Origin of the sequence: Sagittula sp. P11, assembly GCF_002814095.1 — a bacterium.
Taxonomy (GTDB): domain Bacteria; phylum Pseudomonadota; class Alphaproteobacteria; order Rhodobacterales; family Rhodobacteraceae; genus Sagittula.
In genome coordinates, this window is sequence record NZ_CP021913.1 from 1,515,551 (window position 1) to 1,536,056 (window position 20,506).

The following is a 20,506-nucleotide window of genomic DNA, read 5'->3' on the forward strand; positions in this document are numbered from 1 at the left end:
GAAATTTTTCTCTTGCCCACGATTTCCCAGTCGCAGATCGACGAGCTTCGCACCAGCGCGTCGACCGCCCTCTCCGCCCTGAACACAGCCTATGCCACGCAGGCCCTGGCCGAAACGCTCCCGCTGATCGGGACCAGCCTCGGCGGGTCCGTGAACGACGCGACGCAGGTGGTCGGCGACGTGCGCACCGCCCTTCTGAACGCCCTGTCGGCGCTGTCGGGGGCGGCCTCTTACACCGCCGCGGAACTGGAAATCGAGGTCGCCAACGCCCTGTCTTCGCTCGGCCTGTCCGGCGTCGTGGTCAGCGCCAGCGTCGGCACCGACAGCGTCACGCTGACACTGGGCGCCAGCGGCGAGGAAACCGCTCACCTCGGCCTTGCGGGCGACCTCGCCCTGCCCGGCCTGGGCCTGTCGCTTTCGGGCACCGCAGAGGTCGCCGCAGCCGCCGCGCTGAACCTGACGCTCGGGGTGGATGCTGCGGGCTTCTTCATCGAAACCGCCGGCTCGGGAGTGGACCTGTCGCTGGGGACGACCTCGGTCGATTTCGCGGCGACCGCCAATATCGGCGTCCTGAATTACATCGTCGCCGATGCCGGGTCCGATCTCGACCTCGACTTTGCCGTCGACCTGATCGACCCGAATGGCGACGGCATGCTGCGCCTGTCGGAGCTGTCGCAGGATTTCCTGAACGTCCTGCTGACCGGCGACGCCGATATCTCCCTTTCGCTCGCCGCAGATTTCGGCACCGGCGCCCTGCCCTCCGTCTCTACCGTGCTGGACGTGGACTGGCAGTTCGTCAACGCCACCGTGACGCCGGGCGATCAGAACATCAGCTTCGGCAACCTGCCGACCGTCGTCCTGAGGGACGTGACGCTGGACCTTGGGACCTTCCTCGAAAACGTCATGCTGCCGATCTTCGACGCGATCGAGCCGCTGATCGAACCCGTGGGCAAGGCGCTTGAGGTCATCACCGCCGACATCCCCTTCCTGAAGTACTTTCCCGACTGGCAAGAGACGCTGGACCTGACCGGCGACGGCACGGTCAACCTCCTGGATCTCGTCAGGCTGGCGGCGCCGAACTTCGACCTGCGCCCGCTCGAGGACTTCATCGAGCTGGCCGAAGACGTGGTCAAATGGGCGGAATACCTGTCCTCCGTCAACCTCGGCGAGGCGGGTCTCAACTTCGGCGATTACGCGCTGGAGACCGGGCAGGACGTGCGGGCGCTTGCGTTCAAGCTGGCGGATTCGGACCTCGACCTGCAGGGGCTGGCGGACAACCTGTCGGACGTGGTCGCCAACGTGTCCGGCAGCGACTGGGGCGCCGCCGGGGCGGATGGCACGACGCCGAAGGACATGCTGCAGGAGATGATCGAGGGCACCAGCTTTGCCCTGCCGATCCTACAGGATCCGGGCCAGGCGCTATCCCTGCTGCTGGGCGGCGACGCCGACCTCGTGGAGATCTACTTCCCCACGGTCGACTTCGAGGTGGGCGGCGACAGCCTGATCAACCTGCCGATCTTCCCGGGCATAACGGTCAACATCGGCGGATCCATCGGCGCCGCGTTCGATCTCGCCTTCGGCTACAGCACACGCGGACTGGCCGCCCCGGGCGCATCCGTTCTGGATGCACTCAACGGGCTCTACATCATCGACGGCGCCGGGCCGGAGGCCTCCGTCTCTGCCACCATCGACCTCGGCGCCTCGCTCGACGCCTATATCGCCAGCATCTACGGCGGCGGCAACATCACCGGGACGATCAACCTCGACATCGCGGATGGCATCCAGAGCGAACCGGGAAGGCTGTACTACGACGAGTTCCTGACGGCGATCACATCCAACCCGTTCAGCGCCTTCGACGCCTCCGGGTCGATCACCGCCGGGCTGTCGCTGGCCGCGAAAGTGCTGGGCGGCGACCTTTTCCGGCTGGAGACACCGCAGTTCACCCTGGCGGACTTCAACTTTTCCGGGCGCGCGGCGCTGGCGACCTCCACCTCCACGCTGGGGCTGGGCGCACTGTCGGGTGGCACGCTGACCCTGAACACCGGCGCGCTCGCGGGCAACCGGCTGGTCGGCGACGCCGCGGATGGCGCAGAGGTGGTCTATGTCAGCTCTGCCGGCGGCAGCGACGTCACCGTCTCGATCAATGGCTATGCCGAGACCTACGGCGGCGTCGCGCTGCTGCTTGCGGCCGGAGGGGCGGAGAGCGACCAGCTTGTTCTGGCCGAGACGCTGTCCATCGCCGCGCAGCTTTCGGGCGATGCCGGCCACGACATGCTCGCGGGTGGCGCCGGTGACGACACGCTGGAAGGCGGCGACGGCAACGACACGCTCTTCGGGCGCGACGGCGACGACAACCTCTCCGGCGGGATCGGCGACGACCTGTTCTATGGCGGCAACGGTGCCGACACCATCGTCGGCGGCGACGGGGAGGACATGGTGACCTATGTCCTGTCCTCCGCCGGGGTGAACGTGAACCTCGGGACCGGGAACGGCACGGGCGGCAGCGCCGAGGGCGACAGCCTGTCCCAGATCGAGGTGCTTCAGGGCTCCAACCACCGCGACACGCTGACCGGCAGCGCCGGGAACGAAATGCTGATCGGCCTGCTGGGCGACGATTCCGTCGCGGGCGCCGGGGGCGACGACGTGCTTCTGGGATCGGAGGGTGCCGACACGCTGGACGGCGGCACCGGCGCAGACACCATGGTCGGCGCGATGGGCGATGACGTGTACTTCGTCGACGATACCGGCGACGTGGTGGACGAGAACCGCTACGGCGAGATCGGCAACGGGACGGTCAGTGCCGCGGCGGGCGGTGTGGACGAGGTGCGCGCGGCGATCAGCTGGTCCATCGCCACCGGCAGCCAGTACCAGATCGAGAACCTGACCCTGATCGGCAGCGCCATCTCCGGCACGGGCAACGATAACGCCAACGTGCTGACCGCGAACCAGTCGGCATTGCCCGGCGGATCGCTCTACGGCGGGGCAGGCGACGACACGCTGAACGGCTCGGCCGCGGGCGAGTGGCTGGACGGCCAGTCCGGTGCCGACAGCATGATCGGTCTCGGCGGCGACGATACCTACGTGGTCGACAATCTGGTCGACGAGATCGTCGAGACCGCCGGGAACGGCGCCGATGCTGTGATCTCCAAGCTCTCGACCTTCGCGCTCGACGCCTGGCACGACATCGAGACGCTCTATGTCGACGACTCGGTGACCGACGGCGACCTGACCGGCAACGCGCTAGACCAGACGCTGGTTGGCGCTGACGGCGACGACACGCTCGAAGGCAAGGGCGGGGCGGATGCCTACTTCGGCGGCGCCGGACGCGACCGGGCCAGCTATCGCAGCGCGGCCTCGGCGGTGCTGATCGACCTGACAGAGGCCACCCAGTCCGGCGGCGATGCCGAGGGCGACACCTACGTCAGCATCGAAGAGATCGAAGGCTCCGCCCACGGCGACACGCTGATCGGCGACGACACCGACAACGAACTCTACGGGCTTGGCGGCGGTGACACGCTGCTGGGCGCGGCGGGCAGCGACACCCTCTGGGGCGGCACCGGCAACGACAGCCTCGACGGCGGGGCGGGCGCGGACACGCTGGTCGGCGGCGATGGCGACGACACCTACGTGGTGGACCACGCCGCAGAGCAGGTGACCGAGATCGGCACCGGCACCGACCTTGTCGAGGCCTGGGTGGACTGGTCGCTCGACACCTCGAGCCAGCAGAACATCGAGGACCTGACCCTCTTCGGCACAGCCCGCACCGCGACCGGCAACGCGCTCGACAACACCCTTACCGGCACGGCGGGCAACGACCGGCTGAACGGCCTCGCCGGAGAGGACACGATGATCGGCGGCGGCGGAGACGACACCTACGTCGTCGACAACGCACTGGATTCGATCGCGGACAGCGACGGCCACGACCTGATCGAACTGCTCTCTGCCGGGACGGGAAGCTTCGACATGTCGGTGCAGGCCGTGGCCGTCGAGGACCTGACCGTCACAGACAACGCCCGCGCCATGGCGATCACCGGCAACGCGCTGGACAACCGGATCACCGGCAACGCCTACGGCGACACCATCAGCGGCGGAGACGGCAACGACACGATCATCGCGGGTGCGGGCGGACGTGCCGTGATGAACGGCGACGACGGCGACGACGACCTGCGGCTGTCGCTTGCCTCGCTGGGGTCAAACTACATCCACGGCGACCTCGGCACCGCCGACATCATGCGGATGGACTGGTCCGACGCGACCGGAACCATCAACTACACGAGCAACTCCGGCGGCACCTATTATCGCACGCACGTCGACAACTTCGGTTACACCTATGTCTACTTCGACGGCATCGAGGCCTTCGACCTGCAGGGCGGCGCCGGATCGGACACCTTGGTCGGCGGCGACCTCGACGACACGCTGCACGGCAACGGCGGCAGCGACCGGCTGTACGGCTATCGCGGCGCGCTGGACGTGTCCGGCGGGGCGGGGCATGACCTCGTCTACGCGACCGTGCGCACGGCAGACGACGTGGACCTCGGGCTCGACTTCACGCTGCGGCTTGCCGATACGCAAGACGGGACGGTCACGGTCAATGCCGGCACCGCGGTCGAAACCCGCTGGGAGGGGATCGAGCAGATCCGCCTGACCACCGGGTCGGGCAACGACCTCTTGGACACGCGCGGCGTCGCCTCCAGCAGCAACCACTTCAACACCTCGAACGCCTTCGATTCCGGCGATGGCGACGACACCTTCGCCACCGACCTGCTGGCGCTCGGGGCCACCGTGTTCACCGCGGGCGCGGGCTATGACAGGTTGATCCTCGACTGGAGCACGGCGAAATACCTAGTGAACCTGACGTCGAACTCGGGCGGCACCTTCTACCGGACCTACGCCGACAACTTCGGCTACGTCTACCAGCACTACTCCGACATCGAAGAGATCCACATCGAGACCGGCGCAGGCAGCGATGAACTCTATGCCGTGGGCGGCCGCGACCGCTTCATCACGCAGGGCGGCAACGACCGCATCCACGGCGCGGACAAGGGCGACACAATCGTTGCGGGCGAAGGTCACGACTGGGCCCACCTCGACCTGCGTTTCGACCCGACGACAGAGACCGACCCGGCGGAGGACATCTCTCTTGTCCTGGCGGACATCGCCTCCGCAGAAGCTGTTTTCTTTGCCGGCACCGGCGACGAAACGCACGTCCAGGGCATTGAGCAGTTCACGCTCTACACCGGCGCGGGCAACGATACCGTCGACACGCGCGGCGTGGGATCGAACTACAACGTATTCAACAAGAGCAACTACTTCGACGCAGCCGATGGGGACGACCTGTTCGCCACCGACCTCAGCGCGCTCGGTTTCTCGCGGTTCGTGGCCGGTGAGGGCTACGACAAGCTGATCCTCGACTGGAGCGCGACGCTCCACGCCACCACGCTGTTGTCCAATTCGACCGACACCTTTTACCGGACCTACGTCGACAACTACGGGTACACCTACCTCTACTATTCGGACATCGAAGAGATCGACATCAAGACCGGCGCAGGCAGCGACATTCTCTATGCCATCGGCGGCCGGGATCGCTTCATCACGCAGGGCGGCAACGACCGCATCCACGGCACCGACAAGGGCGACACCATCATCGCGGGCGAAGGCCACGACTGGGTATCGCTCGACCTGCGCTTCGATCCCGCGACCGAGACCGATCCGGCAGAGGATATCACCGTCAACCTGCTCGACCTGCAGTCGAACACCGCGACCTATTACGCGGGCACCGCCGACGAGACGCAATTGCAGGGGATCGAGCAGATCCACCTCTACACCGGCGCGGGCAACGACACCTTCGACGCGCGGGGCGTGGCGTCCTCCAGCGATTACTTCACCTACAGCAATCACTTCGATGCGGGCGAAGGAGACGACGCCTACCTGACCGATCACCTGTCGCGCGGCACAGGGAACTTCGTGGCCGGGGCGGGTTATGACAAGCTGACCATCGACTGGTCGGCCACCGGCAATGCCGTCGAGTACCAAAGCAACTCCAGCAGCACGTGGTATCGCGGCTACGTGAACGGCTGGGGTTACATCTACCAGTATTTCTCGGACATCGAAGAGATCGACATCACCTCCGGGTCTGGCAACGACAGCCTGCGCGCCATCGGTGGGCGGGACCGTTTCGTCACCAACGGCGGCAACGACCGCATCCACAGCGCGGACAAAGGCGACACGATCATCGCGGGTGAGGGCCACGACTGGGTGTCGCTCGACCTGCGCTTCGATCCCGCGACGGAGACCGACCCGGCAGACGACATCACCGTCAACCTGCTCGACCTGCAGTCGAACACCGCGACCTATTACGCGGGCACCGCCGACGAGACGCAATTGCAGGGGATCGAGCAGATCCACCTCTACACCGGCGCGGGCAACGACACCTTCGACGCGCGCGGAGTGGCGTCCTCCAGCGATTACTTCACCTACAGCAATCACTTCGATGCGGGCGAAGGCGACGACGCCTACCTGACCGATCACCTGTCGCGCGGCACTGGAAACTTCGTGGCCGGGGCGGGCTACGACAAGCTGACCATCGACTGGTCGGCCACCGCCAACGCCGTCGAATTCCAGAGCAACTCCAGCAGCACGTGGTATCGCGGCTACGTGAACGGCTGGGGTTACATCTACCAGTACTTCTCGGACATCGAAGAAATCGATATCACCTCCGGTTCGGGTGGCGACAATCTGCGCGCCATCGGCGGGCGGGACCGTTTCGTCACCAACGGCGGCAACGACCGTATCCACAGCGCGGACAAAGGCGACACGATCATCGCGGGCGAGGGTCACGACTGGGTGTCGCTCGACCTGCGCTTCGATCCCGCGAGCGAGATCGACCCGGCAGAGGATATCACCGTCAACCTGCTCGACCTGCAGTCGGACACGGCGACCTACTACGCGGGCACCGAGGACGAGACGCAACTACAGGGTATCGAGCAGATCCACCTCTACACCGGCGCGGGCAACGACACCTTCGACGCGCGCGGCGTCTTTTCGACCTACGACCTGTTCGGCTACAACAACCACTTCGACGCAGGCGCGGGTGACGACGCCTATCTGACCGATCACCTGTCGCGCGGCACGGCGAACTTCGTGGCCGGGGCGGGATACGACAGGCTGACCATCGACTGGTCGGCCACCGCCAACGCCGTCGAGTACCAGAGCAATTCCAGCAGCACATGGTATCGCGGCTACCTGAACGGCTGGGGTTACATCTACCAGTACTTCTCGGACCTCGAGGAACTGGACATCACCTCCGGCTCCGGCAACGACAGCCTGCGCGCCATTGGCGGGCGGGATCGCTTCGTCTCCAACGGCGGCAACGACCGGATCTACGGCGCGGACAAGGGCGACACGATCATCGCGGGCGAAGGCCATGACTGGCTGCAGCTCGACATGCGGTTCGCCCCCGGGACCGAGATCGACCCGGCAGAGGACATTTCCCTGATCCTGGCCGACGCGCAGACCGCCGAAGCGGTGTTCCACGCCGGAACGGAGAACGAGACGCGCGTCTCCGGCATCGAACAGATCCACCTCGCGACCGGGGCGGGCAACGACACGCTCGACACGCGGGGCGTTGCCTCGCACGTCAACTGGTTCAACCTGTCGAACTGGTTCAGCAGCGGCGCGGGCGACGACCATTTCGCCACCGACCTGCTCGCCATCGGATCGGGCTACTTCGATGGCGGCACGGGCACCGACCTGTTGACCCTGGACTGGAGGACGGCCACCAACGGCATCACCTACCATCCGCAGTCCGACGGGTCGGTCTACTACCGGGTTTACGTCGACGCATACGGCTACGTCTACCAGACCTTCGCCAAAGTGGAGCAGTTCGACCTCGAAGGCGGATCGGGCCACGACAACCTGCGTGGCGGCGCGCTGGACGACACGCTCACCGGCAATGGCGGGCGCGACACGATCGGCGCCGGGGCCGGAAACGACAACGTGTCCGGCGGGGCCGGCAACGACCACATCACCCTTGGCGCAGGCAACGACACGGCCGAGGGCGGCGCGGGCGACGACACCATCCTCGGGTCGACCGGACCAGACGACAACGTGGCCGTGTACCGGACCCCGCTGTCCGGCCTTTTCGTCACCGACCTGGGCGGCGGCGTGTACCAGGTCAGCTCGGCCGGCGAGGGCACGGACCGGCTGGAGAACATCCAGACGCTGCGCCTGACGGACGGGGTGACGACTTCGGATCATGCCATTGCGGACCTCGTGAACACCGCCCCCGCCCTGCCCGCCGACACGGCGGTGACCCTGACACAGGGACAGGCCGGGCCGGTCTACACCGCCAGCGCCACCGACGCGCAGGGCCACGCGGTCACCTTCTCGCTTTCGGGTGCGGATGCGGGGCTCTTCACCATCGACCCGGCGACGGGCGAGATCGCCTATGCCGGCAACGTGGCCGAGCTCCTGCCCAATAGCGCGGCGGGAACCTCCGACTACGCGCTGATCGTGACGGCCTCGGACGGCGTGGCAAGTTCGGCGCAGACCCTGACGGTCACGGCGGTGAACACCTACCTGCCCACCGCGCAGGACGACAGCGTGACCACCGCGCAGGACAGCGCCGTCACCATCGACGTGCTGGACAACGACGCGGACGGCAACGGCGGCGTGCCGACCATCGCCTCCGTCGCGCAGGGCAGCCACGGCACCGTCACCGCGCAGGACGGCCGGATCGTCTACACGCCCACCGCGGGCTACCATGGAGCGGACAGCTTCACCTACGAGATCGCCAACGCGCTTGGCCACCGCACCTCGGCCAGCGTCGATGTCTACGTGAACCGGGTGACGACGCTTGTGGATGGCGAGGCAGAGGACAACCTCCGCCCGTGGACAAGCAAGGCCACGACCTTCAACGCGCAGGGGCGGAAATCCCAGGTCCAGGTGACCTTCGACAACGGCCGCGTCGCCGAGACCACCTACGAGGGCGGGCGCCGGGCCGCCTATTCCGTTGTGGACAGCGACGATGTCTTTGCCTGGGCGCGGCAGGACCGCACCTACGACGCAAACGGTGCGCCACTGGAATACGCGATAACCTACGACGACGGGCGCATCCGCACCGGCACCCTGATCGAGCCGGGCCGCTGGGAAACCGTCATGCGCGGTCCCGACGACAGCATCCGCTGGAGCAATGAGACCACCACCACCTTCGACGGCGAAGGCCAGCCCGCCACGCGGCAGACGGTCTTCGACGATGGCCGCACCGCCACCACCACCTACGTCGACGGCACGCGCGCCACCTACACGATCAGCGACGGAGGCGACAGTTTCGACTGGGCGCAGAAGACCCGCAGCTTCGACGCGGACGGCACCCCGGTCGGCTTCTCGACCACCTACGACGACGGCAGCGTCCGGACCCGCACCTACCTTGGCGACGGACAGTGGGAAACCGTGCTGCGCGGCCCCGACGACGCGATCCTGAAAGGCAACGTGACCACCACGACCTTCGACGACGACGGCGCACGGACAGAGCGCGAGACCGTCTTCGATGACGGCCGCATCGCCACGACCACCTTCACCGGCGGCAAGCGCGCGAGCCATTCCATCGTCGACCACGACGACGCCTTCGGCTGGGCCCGCAAGGACCAAGTCTTCGACGCCAGCGGCGCCCCGGCGGAATACGTGACGACCTACGACAATGGCCGCGTGCGGACCGCGACCTTCCTCGATGATGGCAGCTGGGAAACGGTCCTGACCCGGGCCGACGGCAAGGTCCTGTCCAGCAGCGCGACCACGGACACCTTCGACGCGAACGGCGTGCGTCTGTCCCGGGAAACCGTGTTCGACGATGGCCGCATCGCGACGACCACCTACACCGATGGCATCCGCACCGCCCACAGCGTGATCGACGCCGAGGACGCCTTCGTCTGGACCCGTCAGGACCGCACCTTCGACACCAGCGGCAACCCGGACGAGTTCGTGACAACCTACGACGACGGGCGCATCTACACGGAGACCTTCGTCGACGGCCTCCGGACCGAGGGCACGACGGTCGACTCCGACGACGTCTACGACTGGATGCAGCGGGTCTTCGAGTACGATGCGAACGGCCAATTGGCGACCACCACGACAACCTTCGACGACGGGCTCATATCCGTGACATGAGGGGGGGACGCCGCTTTGCGCGGCGTCTGCCTTTCCTGCCCCGGTCCCACAAACTGCTGTCGCAGCTTTCTAAGGTTGCGCAGGATGCGGCACGTCCCGATCTTTCACTGGCCGGGAGGCGACCCAGACGAAAACTCCCCTTATGCAATCGGCACCAAAAGTACACGATTCGCATACGTTGGCGCTCAACGCACCGCCGCCCCGCAAGATCCGTCTGCTCCGAAGCCCGCCGGACGCCACACGGCACTCCTTGCCGCAGCCCTAAAGGCACCAGAACCACGGTCGGTCATGTAAGGAAGGTAACTGAACCCGTTCGCATCGACGATCATGTGCCGTCATTCCGGGAAGTCAGTGGTGAGCCGTGCAGGATTCGAACCTGCGACCCACTGATTAAAAGTCAGTTGCTCTACCAACTGAGCTAACGGCCCACTGTGTGGAGCGCTGTCTAGTCACAACTGCGAATCCCGTCAACCCCGATATCCGGCTTTTTCTCTGACTATGGGCAGTATCGTCGAATGGCTTGTGTATAAACGAAAAAGCACATGTCGGGAACGTCTATGGCGCCGCTGTCACAGGGAATCAGCCGCTGGCGACATGACCGTCCGGTCGTGCTGCCGCTCGTCTTCGTCGGAGTGCTCCACCGGCCGCTCTCTCCCGCGTCGACCAGACCGATGAATAGCGGACACAGACCCAGCCACAATCGCCAAAGGCACCCGGGCCTCGCAGGCCTACCCAACCCGCTGGCCACCCGCCTCTGCCCGACCGCGGCCCGGCCCACCAACGGCCAGGAACCACCAAGCTTCCGCCGATACCACCGAACGGCGTTTCCTCGTCGCGACGGAGTGACCGCCGGCCTTGCCACCCCCTCTGGCGCGCGTCGGTCTTCGGGCGTATATGCGCGCCATGGACAACGCGCGCGACACAGGCTTGCCCTTCATGAAGATGCACGGGCTCGGCAACGATTTCGTTGTCATCGACGCCCGTGCGCGCGCCGTTCAGGTGACACCCGAACTGGCCATGCGGCTGGCGGACCGGCACATGGGCGTGGGTTTCGACCAGCTCGCCCTGATCGAGCCGGGCCGCAACGCGGACGCGCACCTCGTTTTCCTGAACTCGGACGGCTCGACCTCGGCGGCCTGCGGCAACGCAACCCGCTGCATCGCCCGGCACCTGATGACCGAGACCGGCAAGGACCGCCTTGTCCTGACCACCGACCACGGCGCGCTGCATGCGGTGGATGCCGGAAACGGGCTGACCTCCGTGAACATGGGCGCGCCGGTCCTCGACTGGCAGCGCATTCCGCTGGCGGAGGAGGTGGACACCCTGCACCTGCCCATCGACGGCGATCCGGTGGCGACCTCCATGGGCAACCCGCACTGCACCTTCTTCGTGGCGGATGCAGAAGCCGTGGACCTCACGACCTTCGGCCCGGCCATCGAGCATCACCCCCTTTTTCCGCAACGCACCAACGTGCAGGTGGCGAGCCTTGTCGGCCCCGACCACCTGCGGATGCGGGTCTGGGAGCGCGGCGCGGGGCTGACGCTGGCCTCCGGTTCCTCGTCCTGCGCCACCGCCGTCGCTGCCGCCCGTCGGGGGCTGACCGGGTGCGCCGTGCGCATCGACCTCGACGGCGGCACGCTGCAGGTCGACTGGCGCGAGGACGGCGTCTGGATGACCGGCCCCACCTCGCATGTCTTCACCGGCACGCTGACCGCCGAATGGCTGGGCCAATGACCGACGCGCCCCGATTCACCACGCTGGGCTGCCGCCTCAACGCCTACGAGACGGAAGCGATGAAGCGCCTCGCCGCCGACGCCGGGCTGACCGACGCGGTGATCGTCAACACCTGCGCCGTCACCTCCGAGGCCGTGGCCAAGGCCCGCAAGGAGATCCGCCGCCTGCGCCGCGACAACCCCGACGCGCCGCTGATCGTCACCGGCTGCGCCGCGCAGATCGACCCCGACAGCTTTGCCGCGATGGACGAGGTCACCCACGTCATCGGCAACACCGAGAAGATGGCGCCCGAGACGTGGCGCCGCCTGACCCCCGATTTCATCGGCGACACGCCCCGCGTGCTGGTCAACGACATCATGTCGGTCGAGGAAACCGCCGGCCACCTGATCGACGGCTTCGGCACCCGCTCGCGCGCCTACGTGCAGGTGCAGAACGGCTGCGACCACCGCTGCACCTTCTGCATCATCCCCTACGGCCGCGGCAACTCGCGCTCCGTTCCGGCAGGGGTGGTGGTCGACCAGGTGAAGCGGCTGCGCGACGAGGGCTACAACGAGGTCGTGCTGACCGGCGTCGACCTGACGTCCTGGGGCGCGGACCTGCCCGGGCAGCCACGGCTCGGCGACCTTGTGCTGCGGCTGATGAAGCTGACCGACATTCCGCGCCTGCGGATCTCCTCCATCGACTCGATCGAGGCGGACGACGCGCTGATGCAGGCCATCGCGACCGAGCCGCGCCTGATGCCACACCTGCATCTGTCCCTGCAGCACGGCCACGACCTGATCCTGAAGCGGATGAAGCGGCGCCACCTGCGCGACGACGCCATCCGCTTCTGCGAGGAGGCGCGCGCCCTGCGCCCCGACATGACCTTCGGGGCCGACATCATCGCGGGCTTCCCGACCGAGACGGACGAACACTTCGACGCCTCGCTGCGGCTGGTGGAGGACTGCGGCCTGACGTGGCTGCACGTCTTCCCCTACTCGGCACGGCCCGGCACACCGGCCGCCAAGATCCCCAACCGGGTGGACGGCACCACGATCAAGGACCGCGCCGCCCGCCTGCGCGCCGCTGGCGACGCCGCCGTGATCCGCCATCTCGCAGCGCAGGAGGGGCGCACGGCGCAGGTGTTGATGGAAGCGCCCGACATGGGCCGCACGGAACAATTCACCGAGGTCACCTTCGCCACGCCGCAACCCACCGGCCAGATTGTCGCCGCGCGCATCACCGGCAGCGAAGGCACCCGGCTGACCGCCACGCCGCTCTGAGCCCTCGGCACCACGCCGCGCCTCTGGCCCGACGCCCGGCACGATCCACGCTTTACCCGGCGCAAGCCACATGCGACGAACGCCGCGGCCCCAGACCGGATCCCAAGACCCCATGCACACCAATCCCGCCTTCCGTCAGACCGAAGAGACCGTCGCCCTCGACTTCGCGCGCAGCCGGGCCTTCGGCACGCTCTGCCTCTCGACCAGCGCGGCGCCGCACCTCGCGCATGTGCCCTTCCTGCTGGCCGGGGACGGCCGGACGGTCGACCTGCACCTGACGCGCTCAAACCCCATCGCCCGCGCCTGCCGCGAACCGCGCGAAGTGACCCTGGCCGTCACCGGGCCGGATGGTTACGTCTCGCCGGACTGGTACGGCCTCGACGACCAGGTGCCGACCTGGAACTACGTAGCCGTGCACCTTTCAGGCACCTTGCAGCCGCTGCCGCCCGAGGACCTGCCCGACATGCTTGCCCGCCAGACCGCCGCCTTCGAGGAGTTCATCCCCGGCAAGACACCCTGGACCATGGACAAGATGTCGGAGGAAACGACCGCCCGCTTCCTGCGCATGATCCTGCCTTTCCGGCTGCAGGTCGCGCAGGTCGACAGCACGTTCAAGCTGAACCAGAACAAGCCCGAAGACGCCCGCCGCAGCGCCGCCCACCACGTGGAAGAAGGCTTCGGCTCCGATCTGGCGCATCTTGCCAACCTCATGCGCACCCCGCCGTCCGGCACCTGAGCCGGGTTTCGCCTCGCGTTCCGCGAGACGACCCGCGCGCCTTCGGCGCGAAGTCAGGTATTTTTGCCAAGATGAAGGCAGAAGCGCCGCCCTGCCCTTCATCTTGGTCCAAATACCTCGGGGGAGCGGCCTCTTCGGAGGCCGCGGGGGCGGAGCCCCCATCCAACAGTCGGCTGCGGCACGTCCTTCTGATCGTTTGCTTTCCCACCCGATTTCCTTCATGACGGGTCGATGACCCCGAGCCTGAAGTCCACCGTGACCGTCGAAGCCCGCGCCCTCTGTGTCCACCTGCTGACCGCCACCGGCGCCGTCTTCGCCATGCTCGCCCTGCTGGCGGCCGTGCAGGAGAACTGGCCGGTGATGTTCCTCTGGCTGGTGATCGCCTTCGCGGTCGACGGCGTGGACGGACCTCTGGCCCGGAAATACGACGTCAAGACCAACGCGCCGCGCTTCGACGGGGTGCTCCTGGACCTGATCATCGACTACCTGACCTACGTGTTCATCCCGGCCTTCGCGCTTTTCCAGAGCGGGCTGCTGCCCGGCTGGACCGGCTGGTTCGCGATCATCGTCATCACCTTCGCCAGCGCGATGTATTTTGCCGACAGCCGGATGAAGACGACCGACAATTCATTCCATGGTTTCCCGGGCTGCTGGAACATGCTGATCCTCGTGCTCTTCGCGATCAAGCCGGGGTTCTGGGTGATCCTCATGCTGATCACCGTTCTGGCGGTCGCGATGTTCCTGCCGCTGAAGTTCATCCACCCCGTCCGGACCGAGCGCTGGCGCGCACTGTCCCTGCCGGTGGCGCTGGCCTGGACGTTCTTCGCGGGCTGGGCCGCCTGGGTCGAGTTCCACCCGGAAAGCTGGGCCCACTGGGGTCTGGTCGTGACCTCGGTCTACCTGATCGCCGTGGGCATCGTTCAGCAGATCGTGCCGGCGCGGAACAAATCGTAGGGCGGGGCTTCGCGCCGCCTTTCCCGGTGCGGCTCAGTGCAGCGACAGGCGCCAGATCTCCCGCAGCAACCTGGGCCATCGACATTTTCCTCCCGCATGAAAGAGCCCGTTCAAACATCGGGTCCGCAGTGAGGCGCCATGCCCGTTCCGGCAAGGACCTGCAAAGGCGCCCGCCTGACCGACGCGCGCCTCCGCGACCTGGCCACTAGCCCCGCCAGCCGCAGCCGTCAGACGAAGCGGTTCACGTAGTTCTCCAGCCGCTCCTGCCGGCCGGAGCGCGGTTCCGGCTCGATCCGCTCGTCCAGCACCCGCTTCTGGATGCTCGCCAGGTCGGAGCCCAGCATCGCCCGCGCCCCCTCGCTCTGCCAGCCGGCGTACCGCTCGTCCAGCGCCTGCTCCAGCCCGCCGTCCTCGATCATCGCCGCGGCCGCCTTCAGCCCCCGCGCGCAGACGTCCATGCCGCCCGCGTGGCCCGCGATCAGGTCGATCGGGTCGATGCTCTGCCGCCGCAGCTTCGCGTCGAAGTTCGTGCCCCCGGTGGTGAAGCCGCCGCCCTTCAGAACGTGGTAGTAGGCCAGCGCCACCTCCGGCACGTTGTTCGGGAACTGGTCGGTGTCCCAACCGGACTGGTAGTCGTTGCGGTTCATGTCGATGGACCCCAGCATCCCCTCCGCCGCGGCAAGCGCCAGCTCATGTTCGAAGGAATGCCCGGCCAGGATCGCGTGGCCCTGCTCGATGTTCAGCTTCACCTCGTTTTCCAGCCCGTACTTGCGCAGGAACCCGATGCAGGTGGCCACGTCGAAGTCGTACTGGTGCTTCGACGGCTCCTGCGGCTTCGGCTCCACGAGGATCGTGCCTTCGAACCCGATCTTGTGCTTGTAGTCGACCACCATCGACAGGAAACGGCCCATGTGGTCCAGCTCCTGCTTCAGGTCGGTGTTCAGCAGCGTCTCGTAGCCCTCGCGCCCGCCCCACAGCACGTAGTTCTGGCCGCCCAGCTTGTGGGTCGCGTCCATGCAGCCCTTCACCGTGGCGGCGGCATAGGCGAACACGTCCGGATCGGGGTTGGTGGAGGCCCCGCCCATCCAGCGCCGGTGCGAGAACATGTTCGCCGTGCCCCACAGGAGCTTCGCCTTCGAGGCCGCCTGCTTCTCGCCGATGTAATCGGTGATCTCTTCCAGCGTGCTCAGGTTCTTCGCGTAGTCGCCCTGTTCGGGGCGGAGGTCCGCGTCATGCCAGCAGTAGAACGGCACGCCCAGCAGGTCGAACATCTCGAAGGCAACATCGGCCTTCATCTTCGCCCGGCCCATGTCGTCCTGCGGATGCCAGGGACGCACGAAGGTCTGCCCGCCGAAGGGATCGCCCCCCTCCCAGGCAAAGGAATGCCACCACGCCACGGCAAAGCGCAGGTGTTCCTCCAGCCGCTTGCCCAGCACCACCTCGTCCGGGTCGTAATGCCGGAAGCAGAGCTCCGACGCACTGTCGGCCCCCTCGTACCGAAGCGGCGCAATCCCCTCGAAAAATCCGGTCGTCATGTCAAATCCCCTCCCAAGGATACGTGTTACGGCAGGTCCTTCACCGCCGGATAGGTCGCGCGGTAGGCCGCGAAGGCCTCGGCATAGGCGTCCGCGAGGGCTGCCTCCGGTGCGACGGTCTCGCGCACGGCGGGGGCCACCATGACCTCCTCGACCGTGCCCGCACCGCAGCCCACCATGGCCAGCCGCGCCGCCCCCAGCGCCGCGCCGAAATCCCCGGCCTCCGGCAGGTCAAGCGGCACGCCCAGCACCGTGGCGATGGTCTTCACCCAGAAGCGCGAGGCCGCGCCGCCGCCGATCGCCAGAAGGCTCTGCAGCCGGACCCCGGTCTGGCCGAGGGCCAGCGCACAGTCGCCAAGCGCAAAGGCCACGCCCTCCATCACCGCTTGCGTGATGGCGCGGCGGTCCGTCGCCTGCTCGATGTTCAGGAAACCGCCCCGGATGCGCGCGTCGTTGTGCGGCGTCCGCTCGCCCGAGAGATACGGCAGGAAGCGCAGCCGCCCCGGCCCCGCGATCTCGTCGCCCAGCTCGCGCGCCAGGTCGGCGGGCGACGTCCCCGTGACCCGCGACAGCCAGTTCAGCGAATCCGTCGCGGCGAGGATCACCCCCATCTGGTACCACTGCCCCGGCACCGCGTGGCAGAAAGTGTGGACCGCGCTCTCCGGCAGCGGCGCATAGCCGTCGCGCCCGGTCAGCAGCACGCCCGAGGTGCCAAGCGACACGAAGCCCTGCCCCTCGCGCATCGCGCCGACCCCGCAGGCCGAGGCCGCATTGTCACCCGCGCCGCCCACGACGGCCACGGTGCCGGTCATGCCCCAGCGCTCGGCCAGATCGCGGCGCAACTGCCCGCCCACCTCGGAGCCTTCGACCAGCCGCGGCATCTGCGCCCGCGTCATGCCGCCCGCCTCCAGCAGCCGCCCGGACCAGTCGCGCGCGCCCACGTCCAGCCAGGACGTGCCGGCGCTGTCGGACATGTCGGCGAACAGCTCTCCGGTCAGGTGGAAGTTCATGTAGCCCGCGGGCAACACCACATGCGCGACGCGCGCGAAGGCCTCGGGCTCATGCGCGGCCATCCACGCCAGTTTCGGCGCGGTGAAGCCGGGGAAGACGATGTTGCCGGACAAGGACCGCACACCGTCGGTCGCGTCCAGCGCCGCCGCCTCGGCAAAGCTGCGGGTGTCGTTCCAAAGGATGCAGGGCCGCACCACCACACCTCCGGCATCGAGGCACACCGCCCCGTGCATGTGCCCCGATACGCCTATGCCCCGCACCGCCGCCATGTCCGCCGGACGCTCCGCCGCCATCCGCGTCAGCACGGCATCGACCGCCGCCACCCAGACCGCCGGGTCCTGCTCCGACCAGCCGGGATTGGGATGCGCGGTCTGATAGCTTTCCGACACGCTCGCGACCGGCGCGCCGTCCTCGCCCACCAGAAGCGCCCGCAGGCCCGATGTCCCGAGATCCAGACCGAGATACATGGCTCACCTCCCTGTTTGCGCTGACACAAACACCGAAGCGGCCCGCCAAGTCAAACGGTATACCAGAAACCGGGCGCCCGCCCCGTTTCACCTTGTCCAAATACCTCGGGGAGCGCGAGGGGCAGGCCCCTCGCAGCACGGCGCCCCAGAAGGCGCCCCCGCACATCATGCGCCGGACAGCCCAGAAAACGCAGCGGGCGCGGGGCGTCAGCCCCGCGCCCGCCCCGTGGCGACCTGCGGCAGCAGGGCGCAATCCCTTACTTCGAGGACGACTCCAGCTTGTCCAGCCGCGCCTTCAGCGCCTCGTTCTCCTCGCGCGCCTTCTGCGCCATGGCGCGGACGGCGTCGAATTCCTCGCGGGTCACGAAGTCGCGGTCCGCCAGCCAGCGGTCCACCATTCCCTTGAAGGCGGTCTCCGCCTCTTCCCTCGCCCCCTGCGCCACGCCCATGGCGTTGGTCATCAGCTGGCTCAGATCGTCGAAAACCTTGTTGCGGGTTTGCATGAAAGTCACTCCGGCTTTGCGTTTCATACCTATATGGACACCAAAGGCCCGACGCTCAAGGTTGACGGCATCCCCGGAGCACAGGCAAGAGGCATCCATGATCGCAGCCATCCCCTTCCCGAACCTCTCGTCCGAGGTCTTCTCCGTCTCCGCCTTCGGCATGGAATTCGCGCTGCGCTGGTACGCGCTGGCCTATATCGCGGGCATCCTGATCGGCTGGCGGCTGGCCGTCAGTGCGCTCAAACGCGCCCCGCTCTGGCCCGCCGACACGCCGCCGATGACGCCACGCCAGGTCGAGGACCTGCTGACCTGGATCATCCTCGGGGTCATCATCGGCGGACGGCTGGGCTTCGTGCTGTTCTACATGCCGGGCTACTACCTGAGCCACCCGCTCGAGATCCCGATGATCTGGCAGGGCGGCATGGCATTCCATGGCGGCCTCCTCGGGGTCATCGTCGCGACGCTGATCTTCTGCGCCCGCAACCGCATCCCCATGCTGCCCACCGCCGACCTGCTCGCGCTGGCCACGCCGCCGGGGCTACTGCTCGGGCGGCTCGCCAACTTCGTCAACGCCGAGCTCTGGGGCCGCCCCTCCGACGCGCCCTGGGCGGTGATCTTTCCCGGCGACATGGCCCAGTCCTGCGGCCAGCCCATCGGAGAGCTCTGCGCCCGCCACCCCTCGCAGATCTACGAGGCAATGCTCGAAGGGCTGCTCCTCGGCCTCGTCCTGCTCATGCTGGTGCGGCGCGGTGCGCTGAAGACCCCGGGCGTCGTCGCCGGGACGTTCTTCGCGGGCTACGGCCTCGCCCGTTTCGTGGTGGAGTTCTTCCGCCAGCCCGACGCGCAGTTCGTCAGCCCCGGCAACCCCACCGGCCTTGCGCTGCACATCGACGGCTTCGGCCTGACCATGGGCCAGCTCCTGACCCTGCCGATGATCCTCGGCGGTCTCGCCCTGATCCTCTGGGCGCGGCGGCGCAGGTCCGGGGCCGGTGCGCGCACCGCATGACCGCGCTCAAGGATATCGTCACCCGCCAGATCTCGCGCACCGGGCCGCTCACGCTGGCCGATTACATGGCGCTGTGCCTCTCGCACCCGGAGCATGGCTATTACGCCACCCGCGATCCGCTGGGGGCTGGGGGCGACTTCACCACCGCGCCGGAGATCTCCCAGATGTTCGGCGAGCTGATCGGCCTCGCGCTGGCGCAAAGCTGGCTGGACCAGGGCGCGCCCGACCCCTTCGTGCTGTGCGAGCTCGGCCCCGGACGCGGCACGCTCATGGCCGACGCCCTGCGCGCCACCGCCCGCGTGCCCGGCTTCCACGATGCGCTGACCCTGCACCTGGTGGAAACCTCGCCCGCCCTGCGTGCCGAACAGGCCAGCCGCCTGCCCGGCGCGACATGGCACGATTCGGTCGTCTCCCTCCCCGAGGCGCCGCTGTTCATGATCGCCAACGAGTTCTTCGACGCCCTGCCGATCCGCCAGTTCCAGCGCCACGCGAAAGGCTGGCAGGAACGGGTCGTCGGCCTGAAGGACGGCGCGCCCGTGCTCGGCCTCACCGATCCCGCCCCGCACGAGGCGCTCGACCACCGGCTGGCCGATACCGAGCCCGGCCAGATCGTCGAAACCTGCGCCCCGGCACAGGCCATCGCGCAGGAGATCGGCCGCCGCATCGCGGCCCACGGCGGCGCGGCGCTGATCGTCGACTACGGCGACTGGCGCTCTCGCGGCGACACCTTCCAGGCGATGTACCGGCACAAACCCGCCGAACCTTTCGACAGCCCCGGGGAGGCCGACCTGACCGCGCATGTCGACTTCGAGGCGCTGGCAGGGGCCGCGCACCCCGCCGCCCACAGTGCCCTGACCCCGCAGGGCGTGTTCCTCGAACATCTCGGGATCACGGCGCGTGCGCAGGCCCTGGCGCGCGGGCTGGGCGGGGCCGCGCTGGAAAGCCATGTTGCCGCACATCGGCGGTTGACGCACCCCGCGGAAATGGGGTCACTGTTCAAGGTGCTGGCGCTCTTCCCGCAGGATGCGCCGCCGCCCCCCGGAACCGGTTTGCCCGATCCGTCCTGATGTCCGCCGCGCCGAAAGCCATGTATCCCGCCCCCGCCGCCCCTCTGCCCGCACGCACGACGACCCC

10 protein-coding genes and 1 tRNA gene are annotated in these 20,506 nt (G+C 67.7%); 7 read left to right on the forward strand and 4 right to left on the reverse strand.

Features of this window, described 5'->3' with window-relative positions; genetic code table 11:
• The first annotated feature begins 12 nt into the window (after positions 1–12).
• Positions 13–10,164: an Ig-like domain-containing protein gene (locus CDO87_RS07410; RefSeq protein ID WP_100928192.1), complete on the forward strand. Its 10,152-nt coding sequence runs from the start codon at positions 13–15 to the stop codon at positions 10,162–10,164.
• A 352-nt stretch (positions 10,165–10,516) separates the two neighbouring features.
• Here CDO87_RS07410 and CDO87_RS07415 read toward each other — a convergent pair.
• Positions 10,517–10,592: transfer RNA gene (locus CDO87_RS07415), tRNA-Lys, on the reverse strand.
• Between the two features lie 466 nt (positions 10,593–11,058).
• Here CDO87_RS07415 and dapF point away from each other — a divergent pair.
• From dapF to CDO87_RS07435, 4 genes are all read left to right on the forward strand, one after another.
• Positions 11,059–11,898, forward strand: coding sequence for a diaminopimelate epimerase (gene dapF, locus CDO87_RS07420; RefSeq protein WP_100928193.1), 840 nt, complete (start codon positions 11,059–11,061; stop codon positions 11,896–11,898).
• On the forward strand, positions 11,895–13,160 hold the full coding sequence (mtaB, locus tag CDO87_RS07425; protein ID WP_100928194.1) for a tRNA (N(6)-L-threonylcarbamoyladenosine(37)-C(2))-methylthiotransferase MtaB: 1,266 nt from the start codon (positions 11,895–11,897) through the stop codon (positions 13,158–13,160). The genes dapF and mtaB overlap by 4 nt, the downstream gene beginning before the upstream one ends.
• A 112-nt stretch (positions 13,161–13,272) precedes the next feature.
• Positions 13,273–13,896 (forward strand): FMN-binding negative transcriptional regulator, encoded by a 624-nt coding sequence (locus CDO87_RS07430; protein ID WP_100928195.1) that lies wholly within the window; start codon positions 13,273–13,275, stop codon positions 13,894–13,896.
• 231 nt (positions 13,897–14,127) lie between these two features.
• Entirely contained in the window at positions 14,128–14,850 is a 723-nt protein-coding gene (locus CDO87_RS07435; RefSeq protein WP_198521839.1) for a phosphatidylcholine/phosphatidylserine synthase, read from the forward strand.
• A gap of 227 nt (positions 14,851–15,077) precedes the next feature.
• On the opposite strand, the gene xylA is transcribed toward CDO87_RS07435, so the two are convergent.
• The 3 genes from xylA to CDO87_RS07450 all read right to left on the reverse strand — a co-directional run bounded on the left by xylA (position 15,078) and on the right by CDO87_RS07450 (position 18,366).
• Positions 15,078–16,385: a xylose isomerase gene (gene xylA, locus CDO87_RS07440; protein ID WP_100928196.1), complete on the reverse strand. Its 1,308-nt coding sequence runs from the start codon at positions 16,383–16,385 to the stop codon at positions 15,078–15,080.
• A 26-nt stretch (positions 16,386–16,411) separates the two neighbouring features.
• On the reverse strand, positions 16,412–17,863 hold the full coding sequence (gene xylB / locus CDO87_RS07445) for a xylulokinase (RefSeq protein WP_100928197.1): 1,452 nt from the start codon (positions 17,861–17,863) through the stop codon (positions 16,412–16,414).
• Positions 17,864–18,120: 257 nt separating this feature from the next.
• Complete coding sequence (locus CDO87_RS07450; protein WP_100928198.1) at positions 18,121–18,366, reverse strand: accessory factor UbiK family protein; 246 nt, start codon at positions 18,364–18,366, stop codon at positions 18,121–18,123.
• A 97-nt stretch (positions 18,367–18,463) separates the two neighbouring features.
• Here CDO87_RS07450 and lgt point away from each other — a divergent pair, with 97 nt between their 5' ends.
• Both lgt and CDO87_RS07460 read left to right on the forward strand, forming a co-directional pair.
• A complete protein-coding gene (lgt, locus tag CDO87_RS07455; RefSeq protein WP_100928199.1) occupies positions 18,464–19,372 on the forward strand; it encodes a prolipoprotein diacylglyceryl transferase in 909 nt (302 codons plus the stop codon).
• Complete coding sequence (locus CDO87_RS07460) at positions 19,369–20,439, forward strand: class I SAM-dependent methyltransferase (protein ID WP_100928200.1); 1,071 nt, start codon at positions 19,369–19,371, stop codon at positions 20,437–20,439. The genes lgt and CDO87_RS07460 overlap by 4 nt, the downstream gene beginning before the upstream one ends.
• The last annotated feature ends 67 nt before the right edge of the window (positions 20,440–20,506 follow it).